Source organism: uncultured Methanobrevibacter sp. (genome assembly GCF_902769175.1).
Taxonomy (GTDB): Archaea; Methanobacteriota; Methanobacteria; order Methanobacteriales; family Methanobacteriaceae; genus Methanobrevibacter.
Genome location: NZ_CACXNW010000017.1, coordinates 35,709 through 58,939, shown reverse-complemented (window position 1 = coordinate 58,939; position 23,231 = coordinate 35,709). Strand labels below are relative to the sequence as shown.

General features: G+C 29.8%; 20 protein-coding genes. 14 read left to right on the top strand and 6 right to left on the bottom strand.

The window, feature by feature from the left end:
* Positions 1–87 precede the first annotated feature (87 nt).
* Positions 88–501 carry a pyridoxamine 5'-phosphate oxidase family protein gene (locus QZV12_RS07205; protein ID WP_295619439.1) on the bottom strand — a complete coding sequence of 138 codons (414 nt, stop codon included), beginning with the start codon at positions 499–501 and terminating at the stop codon, positions 88–90.
* A gap of 219 nt (positions 502–720) precedes the next feature.
* Between QZV12_RS07205 and QZV12_RS07200 the strand changes: the two genes are divergently transcribed.
* Positions 721–2,703 carry a cysteine peptidase family C39 domain-containing protein gene (locus QZV12_RS07200; RefSeq protein ID WP_295619434.1) on the top strand — a complete coding sequence of 661 codons (1,983 nt, stop codon included), beginning with the start codon at positions 721–723 and terminating at the stop codon, positions 2,701–2,703.
* Entirely contained in the window at positions 2,696–2,851 is a 156-nt protein-coding gene (locus QZV12_RS07195) for a hypothetical protein (protein ID WP_295619432.1), read from the top strand. The genes QZV12_RS07200 and QZV12_RS07195 overlap by 8 nt, the downstream gene beginning before the upstream one ends.
* A gap of 321 nt (positions 2,852–3,172) precedes the next feature.
* Here the strand turns inward: QZV12_RS07195 and ade are convergent, their stop codons facing one another.
* The 4 genes from ade to QZV12_RS07175 form a co-directional block, all read right to left on the bottom strand.
* On the bottom strand, positions 3,173–4,927 hold the full coding sequence (gene ade / locus QZV12_RS07190; protein ID WP_394350729.1) for an adenine deaminase: 1,755 nt from the start codon (positions 4,925–4,927) through the stop codon (positions 3,173–3,175).
* Between the two features lie 584 nt (positions 4,928–5,511).
* The gene (locus tag QZV12_RS07185) at positions 5,512–6,729 is read right to left on the bottom strand and encodes a TIGR00300 family protein (RefSeq protein ID WP_295619426.1); all 1,218 of its coding nucleotides are present in this window, start codon (positions 6,727–6,729) and stop codon (positions 5,512–5,514) included.
* Positions 6,730–7,035: 306 nt separating this feature from the next.
* Positions 7,036–7,968, bottom strand: a complete 933-nt coding sequence (speB, locus tag QZV12_RS07180; RefSeq protein WP_295619423.1) for an agmatinase — start codon at positions 7,966–7,968, stop codon at positions 7,036–7,038.
* Between the two features lie 350 nt (positions 7,969–8,318).
* Complete coding sequence (locus QZV12_RS07175; RefSeq protein ID WP_295619420.1) at positions 8,319–8,726, bottom strand: translation initiation factor IF-5A; 408 nt, start codon at positions 8,724–8,726, stop codon at positions 8,319–8,321.
* A gap of 297 nt (positions 8,727–9,023) precedes the next feature.
* Here QZV12_RS07175 and QZV12_RS07170 point away from each other — a divergent pair, with 297 nt between their 5' ends.
* From QZV12_RS07170 to QZV12_RS07145, 6 genes are all read left to right on the top strand, one after another.
* Positions 9,024–9,482: a pyruvoyl-dependent arginine decarboxylase gene (locus QZV12_RS07170; RefSeq protein ID WP_295619566.1), complete on the top strand. Its 459-nt coding sequence runs from the start codon at positions 9,024–9,026 to the stop codon at positions 9,480–9,482.
* A gap of 95 nt (positions 9,483–9,577) precedes the next feature.
* Positions 9,578–11,449 carry a bifunctional NADP phosphatase/NAD kinase gene (locus QZV12_RS07165; RefSeq protein ID WP_295619417.1) on the top strand — a complete coding sequence of 624 codons (1,872 nt, stop codon included), beginning with the start codon at positions 9,578–9,580 and terminating at the stop codon, positions 11,447–11,449.
* Positions 11,450–11,769: 320 nt separating this feature from the next.
* Positions 11,770–13,395 carry a coenzyme F430 synthase gene (cfbE, locus tag QZV12_RS07160; RefSeq protein WP_295619414.1) on the top strand — a complete coding sequence of 542 codons (1,626 nt, stop codon included), beginning with the start codon at positions 11,770–11,772 and terminating at the stop codon, positions 13,393–13,395.
* A gap of 282 nt (positions 13,396–13,677) precedes the next feature.
* Complete coding sequence (hemC, locus tag QZV12_RS07155; protein ID WP_295619411.1) at positions 13,678–14,547, top strand: hydroxymethylbilane synthase; 870 nt, start codon at positions 13,678–13,680, stop codon at positions 14,545–14,547.
* Between the two features lie 485 nt (positions 14,548–15,032).
* Entirely contained in the window at positions 15,033–15,980 is a 948-nt protein-coding gene (locus QZV12_RS07150; RefSeq protein WP_295619408.1) for a Gfo/Idh/MocA family protein, read from the top strand.
* A gap of 117 nt (positions 15,981–16,097) precedes the next feature.
* Positions 16,098–16,712 carry an orotate phosphoribosyltransferase-like protein gene (locus QZV12_RS07145; protein WP_295619406.1) on the top strand — a complete coding sequence of 205 codons (615 nt, stop codon included), beginning with the start codon at positions 16,098–16,100 and terminating at the stop codon, positions 16,710–16,712.
* Between the two features lie 376 nt (positions 16,713–17,088).
* Here the strand turns inward: QZV12_RS07145 and QZV12_RS07140 are convergent, their stop codons facing one another.
* Positions 17,089–17,895, bottom strand: coding sequence for a DUF169 domain-containing protein (locus tag QZV12_RS07140; protein ID WP_295619403.1), 807 nt, complete (start codon positions 17,893–17,895; stop codon positions 17,089–17,091).
* 319 nt (positions 17,896–18,214) lie between these two features.
* On the opposite strand from QZV12_RS07140, the gene QZV12_RS07135 reads away from it, so the two are divergent.
* The 6 genes from QZV12_RS07135 to QZV12_RS07110 all read left to right on the top strand — a co-directional run bounded on the left by QZV12_RS07135 (position 18,215) and on the right by QZV12_RS07110 (position 23,013).
* On the top strand, positions 18,215–18,484 hold the full coding sequence (locus tag QZV12_RS07135; protein WP_295619400.1) for a hypothetical protein: 270 nt from the start codon (positions 18,215–18,217) through the stop codon (positions 18,482–18,484).
* Positions 18,465–19,040 (top strand): protein-ADP-ribose hydrolase, encoded by a 576-nt coding sequence (locus QZV12_RS07130; RefSeq protein ID WP_366925550.1) that lies wholly within the window; start codon positions 18,465–18,467, stop codon positions 19,038–19,040. Before QZV12_RS07135 ends, QZV12_RS07130 begins: the two co-directional genes overlap by 20 nt.
* A gap of 191 nt (positions 19,041–19,231) precedes the next feature.
* Complete coding sequence (locus QZV12_RS07125) at positions 19,232–19,867, top strand: hypothetical protein (protein ID WP_295619397.1); 636 nt, start codon at positions 19,232–19,234, stop codon at positions 19,865–19,867.
* A 17-nt stretch (positions 19,868–19,884) separates the two neighbouring features.
* Positions 19,885–20,133 (top strand): hypothetical protein, encoded by a 249-nt coding sequence (locus tag QZV12_RS07120; RefSeq protein WP_295619396.1) that lies wholly within the window; start codon positions 19,885–19,887, stop codon positions 20,131–20,133.
* Positions 20,134–20,866: 733 nt separating this feature from the next.
* On the top strand, positions 20,867–22,162 hold the full coding sequence (locus QZV12_RS07115) for a hypothetical protein (protein ID WP_295619393.1): 1,296 nt from the start codon (positions 20,867–20,869) through the stop codon (positions 22,160–22,162).
* Complete coding sequence (locus tag QZV12_RS07110) at positions 22,111–23,013, top strand: hypothetical protein (RefSeq protein ID WP_295619390.1); 903 nt, start codon at positions 22,111–22,113, stop codon at positions 23,011–23,013. Before QZV12_RS07115 ends, QZV12_RS07110 begins: the two co-directional genes overlap by 52 nt.
* Positions 23,014–23,231: the final 218 nt, after the last annotated feature.

Here is a 23,231-nt window from a genome sequence, read left to right as displayed (position 1 = left end):
TACGTCTCAAAAAAAAAAATAGAAAATAAAAATAGCTGATTCTTGAAAAAATACTAAAAAAAGAAAAAAAATTAAATGAACTTATAATTAGAAATTATAAGATTCATTTATTTTACCAGTTATATCACGAATTTCTGCAGTAGCTTCTTCTAAATGGAAAATAGCTAATTTAAAACCAGTTTCATCATTGTAGATACTTTGTAGGAATTCACTTTCTGCAACTACAGCATTTGCAAAATCATCTGTTTCTTCAAATACTGCTTTTCCATAGTATCTAAGGAAATCTGTTTCTACAAGAGCTACAATTTCAACATTTGGATTTTCATCCATTTGATTATATACATCCTTATGGTCACCTACACCGAAATAGATTTTGCCATCTTTCAATAAGTGGAATCCAAGTGGCCTATTTTTTGGCTTGTCCCCATCTACAGTTGCTAAGAAAAATACTTGTGCTTCAGTCATAAATTCTTCTACTCTTTCTGCACCTTCTAATGCCATATTTATCACCTTTTTACAGTTATAAAAATTTGTAATTAAAAAAAGATATCTAATTCATCATATTTAAAATATTTGAAACATTCTTTAAAAACAAAAAATTAAGATGAACAACAATTAAAAACACAGTGAAAAATTCATAATTCTAACATCTAAAAAAATTTTTTAGAAATATATAAATAACTAAAAAATAAAAATATTTTATATCGAAAGGGGAAAATTATGAAAATTTGTTTAAGAAAAATATTAATTTTTCTTATAATTTTATCTGTTTTAACAATTTCTACAGTTAATGCTATCGACATTAATTTAAATGATGAGGATTTAAATGAAGATGCTGGCAACTCAAACATTGAAAATTTGAGAGAAATTAATATAAATTTGGAAAATAATGAATTATGCGATTCAAGTTCAGAAAATGAGGACAATAACAATCAAGATATCAGCACAGAAACTGATGACAATTCAAATCTAGACAGCAACACAGAAACCCAAGATGCCAACAATCTAGACAGCAACACAGAAACCGAAGATAATTCAAATCTAGATAACGATGAGGATACAAACAGTCCTAGTGTAGACAGTAGTTTAAACAACGACATAACTCAAGAAAATAATCTAGACACTAACGAAGATAATATCCAAGACAATTCAGAAAAAGAAGTTGCTGAAATTGTTAAGACTAATCCTAAAATCACCATAGAAACATCCAGACTTAAATCCAGAGATGTCTTAGTCATTTATTTAAAAGATAAAAATAATGCATCTTTAAAAAATAAGAAAATAACCATGTGTATAAATAATAAAAAGGTTACTGCCACTACCAATTACAAGGGTATATCAACTATAAACATGTTCTATACTCCAAATTATTATAATATCACCCTTAACTTTAATGGGGATGATGAGTTCAATCCTGTTTCCAGAAACATCACAATAAAAGTTTCAAAATTAAAAACAAAAATAAAAAAATTTAAAAACTTTGTTGTGAGAAAAAACAAACTGCACATCTATTTATTCGGTGCAGATGAAAAACAGATTGCTGGAAGAAAAGTCATCCTAAAATTCAAAAAGAAAACTTACATAAAAACAACAAACAAACTGGGTTATGTAAAATTAAAGATTAAGGAAAGCCCAGGCAGATATTACATTAAGGCTAAATTCAAAGGAGACAAATACTTTTATGTATCTTATAAAAATTTCCATTTCTATGTTACAAGATCCCTTCACTTCAAAATAGGAAACTACAAAATATTAACAAATGGATATTTGAGAATTTACTTAAAGGCCGCTGCAAAAAAAGACATTGTCCATAAGAAAATGAAAATAAAAATTGGCCGTAAATCATTTACTCAAAAAACCGATTCTGAGGGAATCATTATCATAAGACCTAACCTTATAGTTGGAAATTATACTGTATATGTTAAATATGGAAAATATTATCTAAAGAAGAAGCTTGCCTGTGTAAACAAGACTTTAAAGGACCCATTTAAACATAATATCAGTTTCCATGGAGTTCCAAACCTTGATTACATGCCTAGAAGCTATGTTATGGGAGATGGCAGTGCAACATACACTCTAAAAAGGTCACAATATTTGGAAGTGCTTCAAAGAGACAGTTATTGCCTATTCCTAAACAATAAGCTGACCAAATACGTTTTATTCAAAACAAAAAGCCATCCGAATAGGTATCATATAATCATACGTGAAAAATGGAATGTTATTGAAAGGGAAATCAATAAAAAATTGGTTAAGGCAAATAAGCATGGATACTGGCCAGGAAAAATAACAGTGTCTTTAAAGGGAAAGGCATACAAGTATTCAGAAGTTAGAGACGTTCAGAATACTATCTATACCTGTGGTCCAACATCTGCAAGTGTCTGTAGTCAAGTCCTAAGAAATTACGTTTGTGAAAAGCGCATAGCATATATTGCCAATACAAATAGGGATGGAACTAGAATTCAAGATCTGATAAAAGGATTGAAGAAGCATAATTTCACATGCACTACTTTCTATAGGGATTCATTCTCCATTGGTTTAAATGAACTTAAAAAAGGAGGATGTGCCTTAGTATTCCATGCACAAAACCATTATGTAAGCATTTTAGACATTAGCAAAGATGGCAAAAAAGTGCTTGTAAGCAATTCCTATGGCAGCTATGATGGAATTCCAACTAAATGGCTTTCAGTTAGCTTATATGAATAAAAAATTCGGTCATTTCGATGACAGTATAGTCATCAGATTAAACTACACTTTAAGCCAATCAAAGATAAACAGCATAAACTGTTTCTATAATAGCATGGGAACTAATTGGAATAGGCATGGACCTAACACAAGTATTGGAAGAGTTTGATTAAGGTATTACTGAAAAAAGATAATTTAGAGTAACTATCAAACTCTTTTCAAATAACAATGCTTAAAACTATTTTTAAAAAAATAAAAAAATATTAATCTTGAATTAATCTAAAAAAAAGAAATATTAATATTAAATTAATCTAAAAAAATAAAAAAAGAATATTAATCTTGAATTAATCTAAAAAAATAAAAAAAGAATATTAATCTTGAATTAATCTAAAAAAATAAAAAAAGAATATTAATCTTGAATTAATCTAAAAAAATTATTCAAGATTAAACTAAATACTGTTTTTTAAATGCGTTAATTCAATATTCAAAATTAAACCAAATACTGCTTAATTAAATCTATAAATCCAAAGCTTTCAAAGTCAAACATTCCTTGATCGCTTATTTTAAAGCTTGGAATAACTACCAATGCCATAAAGGACAAAGTCATGAATGGAGAAGACATAGTGCATCCTAATTCATGAGTTATATCAATCAACTTCTTTAATTTAGGTCCAACATATTGAACATCCTTATCAGACATTAAACCTGCAATTGGCAATTCAAGAATCTCTTTAATATTGTCTTCTTGAGACACAATAGAAAGTCCGCCCTTCTTTTCCCTAATCAAATTGACTGCAGCTGCCATATCCTCAGAATTTGTACCTACAACTACAATATTATGGGAATCATGTGCAACAGAAGATGCAAAAGCTCCTCTTTTAAGACCAAATCCTTTAATGAAACCATTTGTTATATTATTTCCACCATATCTGTTAACAACAGCTATCTTGATGATGTCCTTTTTCAAGTCAGGCTGAATGACCTTATTTTTTATCAAAAGGGTTTCTTCTGATTTTCCAGTGACCAACTCTCCATCATTAGCCACCCTAACAAAGACATTAGTGGTTTCATCCATTAGGGAACTTACATAATCCATTTCCATTATTACATCAAAGTCTTCAGGAATGACCTCATCTAAATCAAAGGTGTTCTTTGCATCATATGGCTCTACATCAAACAGAACTTCACCATCTTCATAAACAAGCTCACCATGAATCCAAACCTTGCTTACATTTAAGTTTCTCAAATCATCCACTAAAACGAAATTAGCAACCCTTCCAGTTTCTATTATACCTCCATCCAAACCATAATGTTTAGCAGGATTAAAGGTTACCATTTTAATAGCTTCTTTTGGATTTATCTTTAATGAAATTGCTTTTTTAACCAATTGATCCAAATGGCCTTTCATCAAGTCACTTGCATTGATGTCATCACAAACCAGGAAGTCAAATGAAGGAATAGCCAATGCTTCATCAATATTGTCCACTTCAAGATTTCCTGCCATTTCCTCTTCAATCAAGTAATTGAGCCTTTTATCAATGTCCAATAGCTTGTCCATATCCTTAGCAGATGACCCTTCACGAACCATGATTTTCATGCCTAATTTCTTCTTTTCAATGGCATCTTCAAATGTGCTGCATTCATGGTCTGTGCTTATGCCTGCAGAAACATATTTAACTAAATCTTCACCAGTAAGGAGAGGTGCATGACCATCTATTGCCTTATTTAATTTTTTAGCCGCTTCAATCTTTTTCATTACTTCCTCATCATCATTTATCACACCTGGGAAATTCATCATTTCACCAAGAGCAACCATTTCATCCCTCTTTAATAACTCTTCCACAACAGAACTGTCTAATACAGCACCAGAAGTTTCAAAAGGAGTAGCAGGGACACAAGAAGGAACATCATAATAAAAGTCAAAAGGAACTTTTTTACCATCATTCACCATAAAGTCAATTCCTTCAACTCCAAGAACATTTGCTATTTCATGAGGGTCTGTTATAACTGAAGTAGTTCCAAAAGGAATAACAGCCTTGGCAAAATTAGCAGGAGATATCTTTGAACTTTCAACATGACAATGTGAATCAATAAAACCAGGTATCATTACACCTTCATAATCATAATCAAGAGCATCATCGTCATCAGTGATAATTGGAATGACCTCTTTAAAGTATCCATCTTCAATTACTAAAACAGCAGGATAAACCTCACCTAATTCCACTTCTAAAATCTTTACAGTCATGACAAGGTCGCCTTCAGGTTCCTGTGCATCTTCCAAGGTAATATCAGACACTTCAAAGTCATCAATGCCTTCAGCAGAGACTATAATCTCATTGCCTTCTACGTTAATAATTTTTTCACCCATTTAAACACCACGAAAAAATCTAATACTTTTTTTAAGAATCAATTTTAATAAATTATTAAAATAAATCTTATCCAAAAAATATATTAAAACTTTTTTAATTTCAAAACCTAATTTTAATAAATTATTAAAATAAATTTTATCCAAATAAAAATCTATTAAAACTTAATAAAAAAATTTTCTAAAAAAAAACTTAATAAAATTAAGTATAAGTGAAATTTTTTAAAATTCTTAAAAAAAAAATAGCTGAAAAATATGAAAATTAAATAAGGCAACAAATAGTTGAAAATAGTTAAAAAATAAAAATAGTTAAAAAATAAAAATAGTAAAAATAATGAAAATAGTCAAAAAATATAAAAAAATAAAAAAAGTAAAAATTAGGAAATACTCCTAACAATTAAAAATATTTTAATCAAACTTTTGCGAGCCGAAGGCGAGTAAAAGTTTGGAGTTAAAGTTTGGAGTTATTTTTGTAAAGCATCATATAAAACTGGCAAGAATGCTCCTACATCAGTTACAATACCTACAACTTGAGCACTGCCTCTATCTGCAAGTTTAGTTACAGTAGATGGGTTAATGTCTACACAAATACTTTTAACTCTTGAAGGCAAGAGATTACCAGTTGCAATTGAATGCAACATAGTTGAAATCATAATAACCATGTCAACTTCTTGAGCATACTTACGCATAAGCTTCTGAGATTCAGCAGTATCTGTAATTACATCTGGAAGTGGACCATCATCACGAATGGAACCTGCTAAAACATAAGGAACATCATTCTTAATACATTCATACATTATACCGCTTTTTAATGTTCCGTCTTCTACAGCTTCCCTAATTGAACCAGACCTATTGATTCTATTGATTGCCCTCATATGGTGGGTATGACCATGAGCAACAACTTCACCTGTCTTAACGTTTACACCAAGGGAAGTTCCGAATTGATCGCATTCAATATCGTGGGTAGCTAAAGCATTTCCTGCAAAAATAACATCAATAATGCCATCCTTTACAAGCTGTGCAACGATTCCTGCAGATCCTGTGTGAACAATAGCTGGACCTCCAACAAGTGCTATCTTACCGCCATTAGCCTTTACATTCTTAATTTCTGCAGCAACATCATTAATAATGCTCATCATTGGCTTTTCAGAAGAAACATCACTGTTCATGAATTCAAATACACCTTGCTTACCTCTTGACCTTTGAGGTGGTGTGATTTTTACTCCTTCTCTGCCAACTACAATCAAATCGCCTTTTTTAATATCCGCAATTGGCTTGCATCTTGCAGTTTTCTTCTCTTCATCAATAACAATCAAACAATCCATTTCAATTTCATCTACAAGAATCCATTCATCTTTATAAAAAATATGAGTTACATGATGGCTTGTTGAATAAAAACCTTCTGGAGCTACTTGATCTTTTGGAGAAGGGACTAAATTGACCTCTTCAATTTCAGATATTGAAACCCCAATAAAGTTAAGTTCATCAAGAATAGAATTTAAAATATCGGGAGATTCAGCTGAAACCATTATCTTAGCTTTACTAGTATCAGATTTGCGTTTTCCTATATCAAACTCTAGTATATCAAAGTCTCCACCCTTATCCATGATAATGTCCATGGTTTTAGGAAGAGTTAAAGAATCAATGATATGACCAGATAATTCTATTTCTCTTTTATACATTAAAAATCTCCTTAATTTTTTTTAATTTTGTAAATATGATTAAAATAATTCTTTATTTAATAAAATAACCATTTTGATTATTGATTATAATCATACTAAATAATAAATTATAATTAAAATATGTGTTTAAGTACTATTTATATTATTTGTAAAAAATATTGAATAATGAAAAATAAATTATTTCAAAATTATTTCAAAATTAATATTAAAAAATTGAACAATGAAAAATAAATTATTTCAAACCCAAAAACTTAAAAATTGAAAATAGCAAATAAAAACAAATGATATTGAAAAAATAAAAAATATTCAAGCAAATAAAGTCAAAAAGTCATAAATCATTTTAGCTGCAAGGACTGCAGTTACATCACCTAATCTATCACTTGCTACTTCTACAAGGTCAAAACCAATAACATCTATCTTTTCATTGCTTGCCAATGCATCAAAAATATTTTCAACATCTACAGGGTGCAATCCATTAGGAGTTGGGTTTCCAACTGATGGTGCAAAAGCAGGGTCAAATGCATCCATATCAATAGAGACATAGACTTTTCCTTCAATTGAATCGAATTTTTCTAAAAGAATCTCAAAAGAATCATAAAGATCCTTTGCCAAAAAGCTGCTGATATTATCCTGCTCTTCTACAAATTCCTTTTCTTCAAGGGAAAAGGACCTTATTCCTATTTGAATCAATTCCTTTGGATTCAAGTCATGAACCCTTTTCATGATTGTTGCATGAGAATCCTTTTCGCCGATATACTCATCAATGATATCTCTATGAGAATCCAAATGAATTACAGTGATATTGCTTAAGTCTTTAGATTCTTCCAACTTAGCTAATGCCTTAATAGGTCCAATGCTTACGCTATGCTCTCCACCAATTATGATTGGCTTAATACCAGATTCAATCAATTCATTTACAGAATCCTCTAAAGCATCACAGGTCTTGCTGCAGTTTCCATGAACAACATTCAAGTCACCGCAATCATAGAATTCACCATCCAGAATCTTTTCAAAGGTGGAATTGTATTGTTCAAAGCCAAATGATGCCTCTCTTATAATTGTTGGACCATACCTTGAACCATGATGATAAGAGCAAGTGCTGTCAAAAGGAACTCCAATGATCCCCCACTTTTTAGATTTTGCAAAATCATCTACAGATTCTCCATTACCTAAATTGGACAAGTCATCAGATGCACTTGAAAAAGCAAATTTCCACGGTTCATAAGTATTAAAAAGCATTTTATCACATTAATAAATTAATAATTTTAATTTTTAGAATTTAAAATTTAGAATTTAAAATTTAATTAATATATCAAATATATTTTTAAAATTATATTAAATTAATTTATAATTTAAAATTTAGAATTTAAAATTTAATTAATATATCAAATATATTTTTAAAATTATATTAAATTAATTCATAATTAATTATTTGATTAATTAAAAACTATTAGTTAATCAAGTAATTAATTAAAAATAGAAAAATATAAAAAATAAAAAAAGTTTGATTTGATTTTAGATTTGATTTGAAAAAAGATTGAAATAGGATTTTTACTAAAATCCTTGAAAAAGGTAAAAAAACTAAAAAATTATACTTTTTTAGTTCTCATGATTTTCATATTACCTAACGCGATGATATATTCTACACCTAAGTCAGTACCAACAGCGCCTCTGATTTCGTCATCGAATTCAGCAGGTATAGGTAATTCAAAAGTTTCAAAAGTTTCTAAGTCCATGATTTGAACTTGGTCACCCATAATAGCTAAAATTTGACCGATTCTTTTGTCAAGAATAGGTACTTCAACTTTAGTATCTACAGGTTTTACTAAACTTCTTTTTTGACCATCAAAAATACCGACAGCTTCTAATCTTGCTTTTGCAGCTCCATGCTTACCAGGAGATGAAGTGGTTAAGCTAGTTACTTTAGAAGCTTCTCCATCTAATACAATATATTTTCCGACTTTTACGGTTTTAAGTTCTACAACTTTTGTTGACATTAAAATAACCTCACAATAATAATTAAAAAAATAATAATTTTTAAATTAATAATTTAATTGCCTTAAATTAATAATTTATTTATATTTAATCAAAATTAAATACGGTTAACCTAATTAAAATATAGATTATTAATATATTAATTTAAAATTATATATAAACTTTCGTATGAAAAATTGGATTTGCAGATAAAAATTTAAAAAAATATGAAATCAATCCTGAATAAATAATTATTATTGATAGAATTAATATATTATAAGAAATAAATATTTTTATAAGATAAATAAATGTGTGGTATAATGAGAATAGCTATTGTTTCAGGAAATTCAGAAGGACCAACCGAACTAAATGCTTTTGACAATGCACTATATGAAGCGGAAATTGGTGATGTGAACTTAATAAAGGTATCAAGCATGCTTGAAGCCAATACTAAAGTTGAAAAATTGCCAAAGCTAAAGGCAGGATCTATGGTAAATTGCGTACTATCAAGCCTGACTTCAAATAAAAAAGGAGATAAGCTAACTGCTTGCATTGCTGTAGCTATAGGTGAGGAATTAGGTTGTGTTGTTGAAACAAACGGCATAAATCAAAACCCTGAAGATGTTAAAAATGAAGCAATGGAAATGGTCAAATACATGATGAACAAGCGCAATGTTAAGATAAATGAATTGATTGTAGAAGAGGCTCATCATACTGTTGAAGAAATTGGATCTGCAATTGCAGCAGTAATCTACATAAGAGATGACATCTTAGAATAATCAAATTCAAACACAAAAAAATGAATTACTAAAAAAACAGTGAAAACTTCAGAATAATCAAATAAATAAAAAAAAATATGATTAGGAGGGATAGAATGAATCAAGAAGATATAGACATCTGTAGAAATATTGCAACCACAGTTTTTGAAAAAGTTGAAAAGCTCCTTGAAGGTCAAGTTGGAAATCCTAAGGCAGGAGAATTTGTGAAAATAGGTGCAGATGGCACTCCTACATCTTATATTGACATTATTGCAGAAGATGAAGTAATTAAGCTCCTTAAAGAAGCTGATTTTGAATCTTACTTAATCAGTGAAGAGATAGGAGAGCTTAAACTGGGAAAAAGAAAACAGGAATCCATCAGCCTTAGTGAAGAATTGCTTAATAATGTACCAAAAACTAAAAAAGAAAGGGAAAATGAAGAAAAACCTCGTTTCTTATTTTTAATCGATCCACTTGATGGAACAAGCAATGCAATAAAGAACATTCCTGCATATGGTATGTCCATTGCTGTAGCTAATGTTCCTGAAGGAAGGGAAGCTACCTTAGATGATGTGCAACTTGGTTTTGTTAAAAATTATGCTAATGGAAACTATTACGAAGCAATTAAAGGAAATGGTGCCAAGAGAAATGGAGAGCCAATGACTCCAAGCAGTCAAAGCGATTTAACAAAAATCAGCTTAGGAGGGTTCACCAAAAGCAAAACATTATCCGTATCCAAATTAGTAGACACTGCAAGAAGAATGAGAGTATTAGGTTCAGTAGTATTGGAGCTTGCCTATGTAGCAAGCGGAAAATATGATGCTTTCCTCGATTTAAGGGGAAGTAGAATCATAGACATAGCAGCTTCAAAGCTCATTGTAGAAGAGGCTGGTGCTATTGTAACCAATAAATACGGTGAAAAGCTAAACAGCAGATTAAGCATCTATGAAAAGGCAGTGGTCGTTAGTGCAGGAAATGAAGACTTGCACAATCAAATCATCAAAATCATAAACAACGACGAATTGGACATGATTAAAAGCGTTGCAATTGTAAGTAGAGTGGATGAATACAAATCAGTATTGTTCTCACTTAAGATATTTGAAACCTTGCTAAAAAAGAACATGGAAACTGTTATTGAATCATCCCTTGCTGAGAAATTGGAAGAGATAAAGCAAAACCCAGAATTGCATAAGATCATTGCAAAAACAATGAATGAAACTCCAGAAATTGCAATGCATATCGAAAGCCTAAACTTCAATTACAATTTTAGAGATTATGCTAAGGAATTGAATGAGCTTAGAAGTGATATGGCAATCATTCTCGGTGGAGACGGTACACTTCTTAGGACACAAAACCAATTAACCAAAGAGATTCCAATATTCGGAATCAATATGGGTACAGTAGGATTCCTAACTGAGATTGAAGTGGAAAACACCTTCGAAGCTCTTGATGCAATCTTAGATGGGGAATGGTCTAAAGAGAAAAGAACACAGATTATCATTTCCCATGAAAACCAAAGCTTCCGTGCATTGAATGAAGTTGTAATAATGACTGCAAGACCTGCGAAAATGCTCCATTATGAGATTTCAGTTGACGGAGAAGTTGTGGAAGAGCTAAGGGCAGACGGATTGATCATATCCACACCAAGTGGTTCTACAGCATATTCAATGTCTGCTGGAGGACCTATTGTAGATCCAAAGGTAGGTGCATTTATCATTATACCAATTTGTCCATACAAGTTAGGAGTAAGACCATTTGTAGTTTCTGATACAAGTGAAATCAGAATAAAACTTCTTAAAAGAGGTAAAAAAGCTATTTTCGTAATGGATGGACAAATCCAAAAAGAAGTGAACTACATGGAAGAGCTCGTAATCAAAAAGTCTAAAAAAGACGTTTACTTTATGAGAATCAACAATAAGTACTTCTACAAGAAAGTTAAGGACAAATTAAATGAAGGTGGAATAAGCACCATAAATAGAGTATTATAAAATACTCTAATTTTTCTTTTTTTTTCAAAGAATTTTTAGTTTTAGACTATTTAATGGAAAAAAAATCAAAAAAAGATTCCAATAATTAATTAGATAATTTAATGGGATAATCAAATTAAAAATTAAAACATCAAAATTTCATTAAATAATTTAATAGAAAAAATAAATTAAAAATTAAATCATCAAAATTTCATTAAATAATTTAATAGAAAAAATCAAATGGAAAATTAAATCTTCATATTTTATTAAATAATATAATCTAATAAACTATATTTTAATAATCAAGTTAAAAAATTATAAAAAGTTAAAAGAGTGAAAGAATGAATGTTTTTTTAGTTGATTTAACACACGGAGGAGTAAAGATATCCTCTGAACTTTCTAAATCAAAACAATACGAAAAAGTATTTGCCTATGACTTATACAATACATTAAAGGAAGAGGATGAAACTCTTTTAAACACTTATAATGTGAATCTAATCAAGGATTTAGATGATTTTAAAAATGAACTGAAATCCAATTCACTAAAGATAATAAATGAAAACAAAACTGAAAAAGACTTGATTATCAACCCTATACATTCATCCTTAAACATCCAAGATTTGCTCCTTGAAATAGCGGATTTAATCAATGCAAATGATGAGGATATCCTAAACCAATATGATATCATCAATCACCACCAAGCAACTGCATTGGTTTTATCCGATTGGAAAAAGGAGACAATAAATCAAAACATTAAAACTATAGAAATAACTGGAGTTAAAGGAAAAACAAGCACTGCATTCCTATTAAAAGAAATTTTCATGGAAAACAATAAAAACACCCTATTGCTGTCAAGCTTAGGAGCTTATTTATTTAGAAAAAACCAAGACAGTGAACAAAAGCTCATTTTACAAAAGAACATAAGCATAACTCCAGCAAACATCATAAACACAATTCAGCTTGCTAAGAAAATAGCAAACCCAAAATGCAGCACATTTCCAATATGTGATGCAAAACTGAATTTAGACGAAAAGATTGAAGAGAATGACTTGGTTAAAGACTTTAACGACCATCCATATAAAAATCTAAATTATGATATGTGCATTTTTGAAAATTCATTAGGAATATGTGGATTGGGAGATATTGGAATCCTAACTAACCTTGTTGAAAACTATTCCATTGCAAAAGGACAATCTAATGCAAGGAAAGCTAAAAAGCAGGTTTTCAACTCCCCATTAGTCACTATTGAACATGAAACATTAAATGAATTCTACAGTGAAGAAAAGGAAATGTATAAGAATAAGATAAATTCATATTCATTAAAAAACAGTAAAGCGAATGTCTATTGTGAAGAAACAGACTATGATATCGATAAGACCAATGTCAGAATTGCATATCATGACTTAAAGACAAATGATGAAAAATTAATAAATGGTAAACTGACCCTATCTGTCTTTGCGCCAGGACCTCATCATGTACTGAATGTTTTAGCATCTGCAACAACTGCATTAGCATTAGGCATAGATGGTGAAACCATTCAAAATGCTTTATCAAAATTTAAAGGAATCGATGGTCGAACAAATGTGAGACAAATAGATAATTTAAGAATCATTGAAGAGATCAATCCAGGAATAAATACAAAGGCTATTGAAAGTTCAATAAGGATGATAAAGGACATTGATGATTACTTCATCATCATTGGCGGTAAGTATGGAGTTACATGTGAAGAGATAGATGAAGAGAAATTATCCGATTTCCTGTATGAATACCTATCCGAAAATCCAAATACAAACCTAATCTTAACTGATGATGTAGGAAAAAGCCTATATGAACAAATAAAAGAAAAAGACAATTTTAAAATTAGATTTATAGATGATTACCAAGAAGCTCAAGATTTTGCAATTAAAAACAATAAAAATATCCTATTCATTTACAGGTCTAATTATTCACAAGTTAGCAAACGTTAATCTCATTGAATATAGATTAGAAAAGAAATACAAAAATTATAATTCAAGATATTATAATTCAAAGAAAATAAAAATAAAAAAAACCATTTCAAAATAAAAATAATTAAAGAAAATAAAAATTCAAAAATATATATTTCGATAAAAAAATATTAAAGATAATAATTATATGATTAATTTTATTAAGAATAATTTACAAAATTATTATGATAAATATTTTTAAGAGATTTGAAAGAAATCTTAAAAAATCTAAAAATATTTAAATAAATAGCTAAGGCTGATTAGATGATTGTTGGAACTAGAGGAAGTAAACTGGCACTTGTACAAACAGACTATATCAGAACCTGTTTATACAATATCACTGGAGAAGAAGTGGAAAAGAATATTATAAAAACAAAGGGAGACAAGATCACTAACTCCCAATTATATAATATGGATTCCAAAGGACTTTTTACAAGAGAACTTGACAATGCACTTCTTGAAGAGGAAGTGGACTTTGCAGTCCACAGCTTAAAGGATGTGCCAACCGAATTGGATGAAGATTTGGAAATTGTAGCAGTCCCTCCAAGAGAAAGCCCTAATGAAGTCTTGATTTCAAACTACAGTTGGAAGGAACTTGAAGAAGGTTCAACACTTGGAACAAGCAGTTTACGTAGAGAAGCATTCTGCAAGCTTCATGATAAGGATTTTGAATTGAAGCCTATTCGTGGAAATGTAGAAACAAGAATCAAAAAGGTCATGGATGGAGAAGTTGATGCTACCATCATGGCAGAAGCAGGATTAAATAGATTAGGCCTACAAGAATACATAAAAACCAAGTTCCCAACAGATTACATAATGCCTGCAGCAGGTCAAGGGGCTTTAGCAGTCATTACCAGAAAAGATTCCGAATACAAGGAAACAATCAGAAAACTAAACCACTATTTCTCATTCCAGGAAGTCTTAGCAGAAAAAACCATTCTTGAAGAGATTGGTGTTGGCTGTCAATGGCCAATTGGAGCAATATCTCAAATAAAAGACAATAAATTAGTTCTTAATTCTATTTTGCTTGATAAAAATGGTGAAATACTATATAAGGAAACCCTTAGCGGAAGCATAAAGGAAGCTGAAACTATGGGAAGAAAAATAGGCAGAGATATGCTTGAATTTATTTAAAAAAATTAATTACTTAATTTACCTTTTTGAAAAAAATAGTAATTAAAATAAAAATGAATTAATTCTAAAATCTAATTTAAAAAAATATTAATTTAAAAAAAAAATGAATTAATTCTAAAATCTAATTTAAAAAAATATTAATTTAAAAAAAAATGAATTAATTCTATAATTTTTATGAAAAATATGTAAATCTAATTGGATTTTTATAAAAAAATTTCATTTCATGAAAAAACTTGAATTTTCATGAAATCAAAAAATGGTCAAAATTATAAAAAAGACAAAAATCCAATATATTTTAATTTAGATTACATATTTTATTTTATTTATAAAAATAAACCTTTAAATTATCTTGTTTTTAATTTCAAGCAATTTAAATCTATTTAACATAATTATTAAGAAAAAATTATATTAATTTATATAAAATTTTAATAATATTTATAAGTTATAAACCACAAAAATATAGTTGAATAATTGGAGGAATATCTTTGAGAACCATAAATGTTGGAGTTATAGGTGTAGGTGCAATGGGTTATAACCATGCACGTGTATATTCAAAATTAGATAATGCCAATCTTGTAGCAGTGGCAGACGTAGTTAAACCAACCTTAGACAAAGTATGTAAGAAATATAACACTAAAGGTTACTCTGAAATTGAAGACTTATTAAAAAATCCTGAAATTGAAGCAGTAAACGTATGTGTGCCAACAACCTTCCACCACGAAGTTGTTATGCAAGCAATAAAATACGGCAAACATGTTTTAGTGGAAAAGCCAATAGCTTTCACTGCAGAAGAAGCTGAAGAAATGATTCAAGCAGCTAAGGAAGCAGGAGTTAAGCTTGCTACTGGACATGTGGAAAGATTCAATCCTGCTGTTCAAAAAGCTAAGGAATTAATTGAAAACGAAGTAATCGGTGACTTGGTAACCATTTCCGCTAAAAGAGTAGGTCCTTTCCCACCAAGAATCAAGGATGTAGGAGTGGCAATCGACCTTGCAATTCACGATTTAGATGTAATGAACTTCTTGATTAAGGAACCTGTCAAACAAATCTATGCTACCATGAGCAGCAGATTAGATCAATCTGACTTTGAAGACCATGCAGAAATTATGTTAAGCTTTGAAGAAGACATTACAGGTATTTTAGAAGCAAATTGGTTAACTCCATACAAACGTCGACAAATTGAAATTACCGGTACCGATGGAATCATTACCATTGACTACATAGACCAAAGCATTGAAGTCTTCGGTAAATTTGCACAAGACATTCAAATCACTCCAGTAGAACCATTAAGTGAAGAATTAAATTCATTCCTCTGCAAGATTGATGCAGATGAAGAACCTGAAATCACTGGAGAAGATGGTCTTAAAGCTCTTAAGATGGTTCTCGCAGCAAACAAATCATCTAAAGAACATAGTCCAATCAATTTTAAATAATTGAAATTTAACTTTTTAATTTTATTTTAAAATATTATAAAAACAACACAAAACAAAAATTCAAAGATATCCTAAAAATATTTACTAAAATCAACTTAAAGATAACGAGGTATAAAAATGAACCAAGACCTTATTAACAGAGCTCAGGAACTTAGAAATCATGGATTCACCACTGGTGAAATAGCAGATGAGCTTAATGTATCAATGGATACTGCACAATGGTTAACTTTACAAAAACCTGAAACAAGTGACGAAAGTGACGCACCTGTAGACATTGCAATTAACTGGAACAGTTTAGGAGGAAGCGCAACCAGACTCAGATATGTTTCAGCAGCCTTAAGTGAAATTGCATTAAAACATGGAGATCTTGACCTTGTTTTAGGAATTGCAACAAGTGGAGTTCCATTTGCAACTATGATGGCAGATGTAATTGAAGAGTTAACTGGAACCACTACATGCATATCTATTTTCCACCCTAAAAAACACAGAACCAATCCAACAAACAGTGATGAAGGTGCAATAAGCAGCAATTTCGGAACTGTTGAAGGAAAAAGGATTGTTGTTGTTGATGACGTAATTACAAGTGGAGACACAATAAAAGACGTTATTAAAGTAGTTAAAGACCATGGTGGAGATCCAGTCGTAGTAACTGTTTTAATCGACAAATCTGGACTCGAAGAAGTAGATGGAGTCCCAGTTGAATCATTAATTAAAGTAAATCAATTAAGCTAAATTTACTTACTTCTTTTTTCTTTTTTTATTTCTAATTAATTTATATTATCTATTTTTTCAATTCAATGCTTTTTTTTACATGATTTTAATAAAATTAATCCATAATTCTTTTTTTATCTTAAAAAAATATTTAAAAGATTATAATTATATAAAATAAAAATAATATCGAAAAATCCTAATTTTTAAAAATAAACAAAAAATAATAAGATAAATACAAAAAATAAACTAAAAAACCTAATCTAAAAAAAATAAAAAAAAATAATAAAATAAATATTAAAAAATAAACAAAAAACCTAATCTAAAAAAAATAAAAAAATATTAAAATTAATATAAAAAAATTATATAAAAAAATTATATAAAAAAATAATATAAATTATTATTTATTTCCAAAATCATCCCAAAAGTGAGTTTGGAAAACACTATTTTTACTAAGTTCCTCTAATTTTAGGAATAAGCTCCAAGGCATAGATAAATTCATATATTCATCTGGAATCAATCTTCGTATATGAGCCCTTGCTACAAAGTCAACAGGACTTAAAACTGGAACAGGATTATCACTGTCATTTTGCTCAAAAGTGAATGCACCTATAGCTTGACATGCAGATGCTTGAGGAGTCATGATATGTGCACTTTCAGTTCTAAATGAACCATTCAATTGTAAAATAGCAGATAATTCCATAGTGTTTAATGTAAAGACTACAGAATCTGGAATTTCACCTTCTTCAAGCAACTCAATTGGCTTAAAGATTACATATTCACCTTCATCATATAATGGCCTATTGCTTATGTTTTCATAAGCTGTATCAAAATCTGAAAAGATTCTTTCACCTTTCTTAAACATTTCCTGAGTAGGCTTTGGCATAAAGCTTAACCTATGGAGAAATGCATCCTTATCCTTTGCAGATTCCGTTCCCAAGGATAAGAAGGTGGCTTGAAATTCCCTATCTTCATCTGTCTTGAATCCAGTTCCCCAACCAAAGCCGGCAGAGACTCCTCCACAAGTAATGTTTTCACGGCCAAAAGCAGTAACTTTTCTCTTTGCAATTGTTTGGCCTACAAAAGACATCACACAACCTCCTCTACCTACTTTAGGTGCCAATGCATCTTCTGGCTTTTCATCAGATTTAATCAATACAATAGGATCAAACTGTCCGTTTAACTCTTTTACAATATTGAACTCCATTAAAAACAACCCTTAATATTTAATTGATTTTAGATTTATTGAATAAAATATAAAGATTTTACTATTTAAAGGAAAAGCAATAGTTATTAACTAAATCAAGTATTTAAATGAATAAAAAAAATAAAAAAACCAACCAAAGTAGAATTATAATCCAAGTACTTTTTAATAAAAAAAATTACAAATGCAAACAAACAGTCACTTCTCAGTTACAAAAAAAATTACAAATGCAAACAAACAGTTACTTCTCAGTTACAAAAAAGATTTATATATACACGAACAATATTAATATAATAATGAATTGCAAATCATGAGGTTAAAGATGAAAGAATTTGATAAAAATATTGAAATAGATTTTCTTATAAAGGAATTGATTTCCTCAAATGAAAGAATAGACAATAATATGGAAATTCCTAATGACTATGATGAAAAGAGAAAATTGCTAAGGGCATTGATGAATACACAAACTCCAGTGCAATTAAGTAATGAGTTCTATGAAATTCAAGACAGAATCCTTAGTGAAGAAACTGCTAATAAGGAATTGGTTTTAGATACAGATATAGAATCAATCAATCAATCAAAACACAGATGAAATAGACTCAAAAATAGCATTATGGCAAGGAGACATCACTTGCCTTCAAGCCGATGCAATCGTAAATGCTGCAAACAGCCAAATGTTAGGATGCTTCATACCACTCCACAACTGCATAGACAATCAGATCCATTCAGCTGCAGGATTTCAGTTAAGAATGGATTGTTATGACATCATGACAAAGCAAGGCCATGAAGAGGAAAATGGAAAAGCGAAAATCACATCTGCATATAATCTTTCTTCAAAATATGTAATACATACTGTAGGACCTGCCATTGCCTATAGAGAGGAACCTAACGATAGGGAGATAATAGAACTTGAAAATTGCTATAAATCCTGTTTGGAACTTGCAGATGAGTACAATCTAAAATCAATAGCATTTTGTTCCATATCAACAGGAGTATTCAATTTCCCAAAAGACCAAGCGTCCAAATTAGCAATTAAGACTGTAAGGGAATACTTAAAGAATAATCCAAACACAAGCCTTGAAAAGATAATCTTCAATACATTTTCAGATGAAGCAACTGAAACCTATAGGAAAAACCTAAAAAATTAAAGAAAAATTAGATATTTAAAAAAATATGTAAAAAAATAGAAAAATAGGCAAATAAGCAAATAAATAAAAAGAATAAAAATAAAAAACTAGAAAAATAGGCAAATAAGCATACAGATAAAAAAAAATAGAAAATAAAAAACTAGAAAAATAGGTAAATAAGCATACAGATAAAAAAAATAGGAGCAAACCTTATGGAAAGCTATAATGAAAGAGTTGAAAAATTAAAAGAAAAGATTAATGATGCTGATTACATATTAATAGGAGCGGGAGCAGGACTATCAACAGCTGCAGGAGTTGAATATGCTGGGAAAAGATTTACAGACAATTTTCCAGAATTCATTGAAAAATATGGGTTTCAAGACATGTATTCATCTATGTTCTATCCATTTAAGTCTTCAGAAGAAAGGTGGGCATACTTTGCAAAGCATGTTTTTGTAAACAATATTGGAATGGAAAGAACTGATCTTTATAAAAGATTATTCAATATTGTAAAGGATAAGGATTACTTTGTCATTACAACAAACACAGATGACCAATTCCTTAAGTCTGGATTTGATGAAAACCGATTCTTTAGAACACAGGGAACATACAGCAAAATACAATGCTCAAAAGCCTGTCACAACAAATTGTATGATGATGAGGAACTGATATTGGAAATGATTGAAGAAACTGATGAAGACTTGAAGATACCAAGCGAACTTGTTCCAAAATGCCCAGTTTGTGGAGAGGAAATGGATTTGAACTTAAGAAAAGACAGTTATTTTGTTGAAGACCACAGTGGCATGAGCAAAATCAAAATTATGTCGATTTTAGAAAAAAAGCATTAAATGGAAAATTACTTCTTTTGGAATTTGGAATAGGCTTTAACACACCAATAATAATTCGATTCCCATTTGATGACATTGTCAAATCCTATGAAAATGTTTATCTTGCAAGATTCAATAGAAGCCATTTGGAAATGACTGTAAAGCATAATGGTAACTATTATTTAGTACCCGAAAACGAACTGGACAAATATGTATCTTCAGATATTAAAGAGAGATACATTCCTTTCAATGAAGATATAGACATGACATTAGGTCATCTAATTTAGATATTCCTAATCCTACATTAAAAAAAGGATAGGGCAGAAGTCCGTTTTTAATTAAAAATAAAATTTAACCAGATTGCTTAATAATGAATATTAAAATTTCTAATTGCTTAATAATGAATATTAAAATTTCTGATTGCCTAATAATGAATATTAAAATTTCTGATTGCCTAATAATGAATATTAAAATTTCTGATTGCTTAATAATGAATATTAAAATTTATTTTCACTAATTTTTTAGGAAAATAAAATTTTTATTAATTTATTTTTTTATGAAATATGTTCAGAATAAAATTATGAATCATTTAATTAAATATAAAAATAGTCTATTTCTTTGAAAAAAAATTCAAAATCACTATTTCTATAAACATTGTTTATTTTTGACTTCATTATTTTTATTTTTATTTTTTAAAGCTAAAAATAGCTTAATTTTCATTTAAACCTTTCAAATCAATGCAAAATTAAAAATAAGGCAAAATTATTAGATTATTCATGTAAGTAAGCACTTACACTCGAAAATCTTTATATGTGTTTAACACCATAAGTATAGTTAACGTATGAAAGTTTTATTTCAAAAGGATGAATGAAAATGAAAAAAATGAAAATATTTTAAAAAGAACAATTTTATTTACTATTTTGTTTTCGTTTTTTAATAGGAATTTCCTGTGCATCTGCTGCAAGCGACATTAACAATGCAACATTAGCTAATGGAAATATTCTTGAAGAAACCTCAAACATGAATGAAATGAAGATAAATGATGAAAACCTTGATAATGAACTAAGTAGTTTTAATGAACCAAAAGATGATGAAAACCTAAATAAAAGCGAAAATGCTCCTGGAGAATTATTTTCTGGTGATGATGATTCTACACCAAAAAATAATTCCCCTGGAACTTATGAAGACTTTATTAATGATATAGGCGAATTAAGTCCAGGTTCTGTAATCGAATTAAATAGAGATTATGACTTCTCTTCAAATAATTACCAACCATTTTTATTTGATGTGGAAGGAGTTACAATTAACGGTAATAATCATACATTATATGGAAACATGTATGATTCCAGAATCTTTAATGTAACTGCCGATGAAGTGTCAATCAGTAACATAACCTTCAAAAATCCAAATTTTAGTCTTGAAAATACACAATCTCATACTCCTAAAGGAAAGTACATTTTAGGACATAACAGTGCTTATAGCCCTGTTACAGTTAGTGGAGATTATAATGAACTAAGCAACTGTATTTTCATTGGAACCAGTGCAGTTAATGGAGGATCACTATATTGGAATGGAAACATGGGAAAAATAGAATCATGCACATTTCTAAACAGTTCTGCAAGTGCCTTTGGTGGTGCGATTTTTATGGGAGGATACCATAATAAGGTCATCAATTCCTTAATTATAAATTGTGATAGCGGACTTAGTGGAGAAGCAGTATATTTCGCTGATGACCGTAAAAAAATATCTTTCGTTAATTGTTTATCCACTGATATCAAAGGATGGTATGATGGTAAGAAATCCAATTTGGATCCAGAACTGTTCCATAATTCCTATCTGACTGCTGTAGCAGATAAGAAACTTGACATTATCCCATTATTATATAAATCCATTGCAATTGGAGGAATATTCTATTTGGATAATGATACTGGGTATTACTCTGAATATTTCAATGATACTGAAGATTTAATATTTACCATATACAGAAACTTCACTGACAATGGAATACTATATTCAAAGGGATACAATTTCAAGAATTTAAAAGAAATTGCAGAGGTATTCCCTTTAATGTTAAACAACAGTTATTCATTAGACATTGACATTACAAAAAACCTTTATGTTAATGACATCGACAGTTATAAGACTGCAATAATAACCACTGAATCATGTTTGGAGCCTGTAATGAAGTATGCTAAACAAGATGGCTTAGAAAATATCAAGACCAAAGTATTGACTATTAATTTAAAGAAAGGAATGACAATTGATTGCAAAAACACAATCAAACCAGATTCCCTGGATTCCATGTATTCAATGTAGCAGGTAATGGAGCAATAATTAAAACCAGTTCCGATGATAGAGATGAGAACACATGGGTTAAAATGGAAAATGATGGCATAACATTCTCAGCAAATAACTTGACTGTCACTGGATTCAATACTGGATTAGAAAACATGGCAGGAACCTGCATATTTAACCGTGTAACATTTAAAGACAATCAAAAGGATTACATTTTTGATAGGGACTGGGGCGGAGCAATGCTTAATGTAGGTATTACCATGTGCTATAACTGTCATTTTGAAAACAATGAAGCAAAGCATGGAGGCGCAATCTTCAACCAAGGATATTTGCATTTGGATAATTGTTCATTTGTAAACAACGATGCAGAAAACGGTGAAGGTGATGACATCTGCATTGGAGACAATGGAGAATTAATATATGATGGTCAAAACATCCCATCAAATATAAGCAACAATGAACTCCATGTTACCGTTGCTAAAAGTATGTCTCTTGCAGAAACTACTTTAATAGAAACAGCATGTATTGTTGGAAGTTTACTTGTAGGTACTATTGCAGGAATTGCAACTGCAAACCCTTTAATTGGTGCAACTGTCGGTGGTGTTTTCGGTCTTGCTGTAGGAGGACTTTGTGCTTCAGTAGTAATAAACTCCCATTATGATGTTCATTTCAATAGATTAAAGCATGCATTGATTTGTATTGGAGGATCAGTAGCAGCAGGAATCGTTGGAGGAATCGTTGGAGGTTACATTGGATCATCCCTCACCCCAACATCAACAAATGGAGCTCGTATTGCTGAAAATGCCGCTAATAAAGGCATTCTTAGTCTAGTATATGACGAAGCAGAAGCAATTGAAATGACAGTACTCTAAATTATGCCATAGATTTTTGAGGAACCTCCTCTTTACAAATTTATTTTAGGAAAGTAAATTCTTTATTTTCCACCTTTCTTTTTTTTAAAAAAATAACTATAAACAATTAATAATAATATTTACCTATTTTTTGATATGTTCTCATATAACTAATATTAAAGAAAATTTACTATAGAATTTTAATGAAAAGAAAACAGTGTAAATATAAGATATTTCAT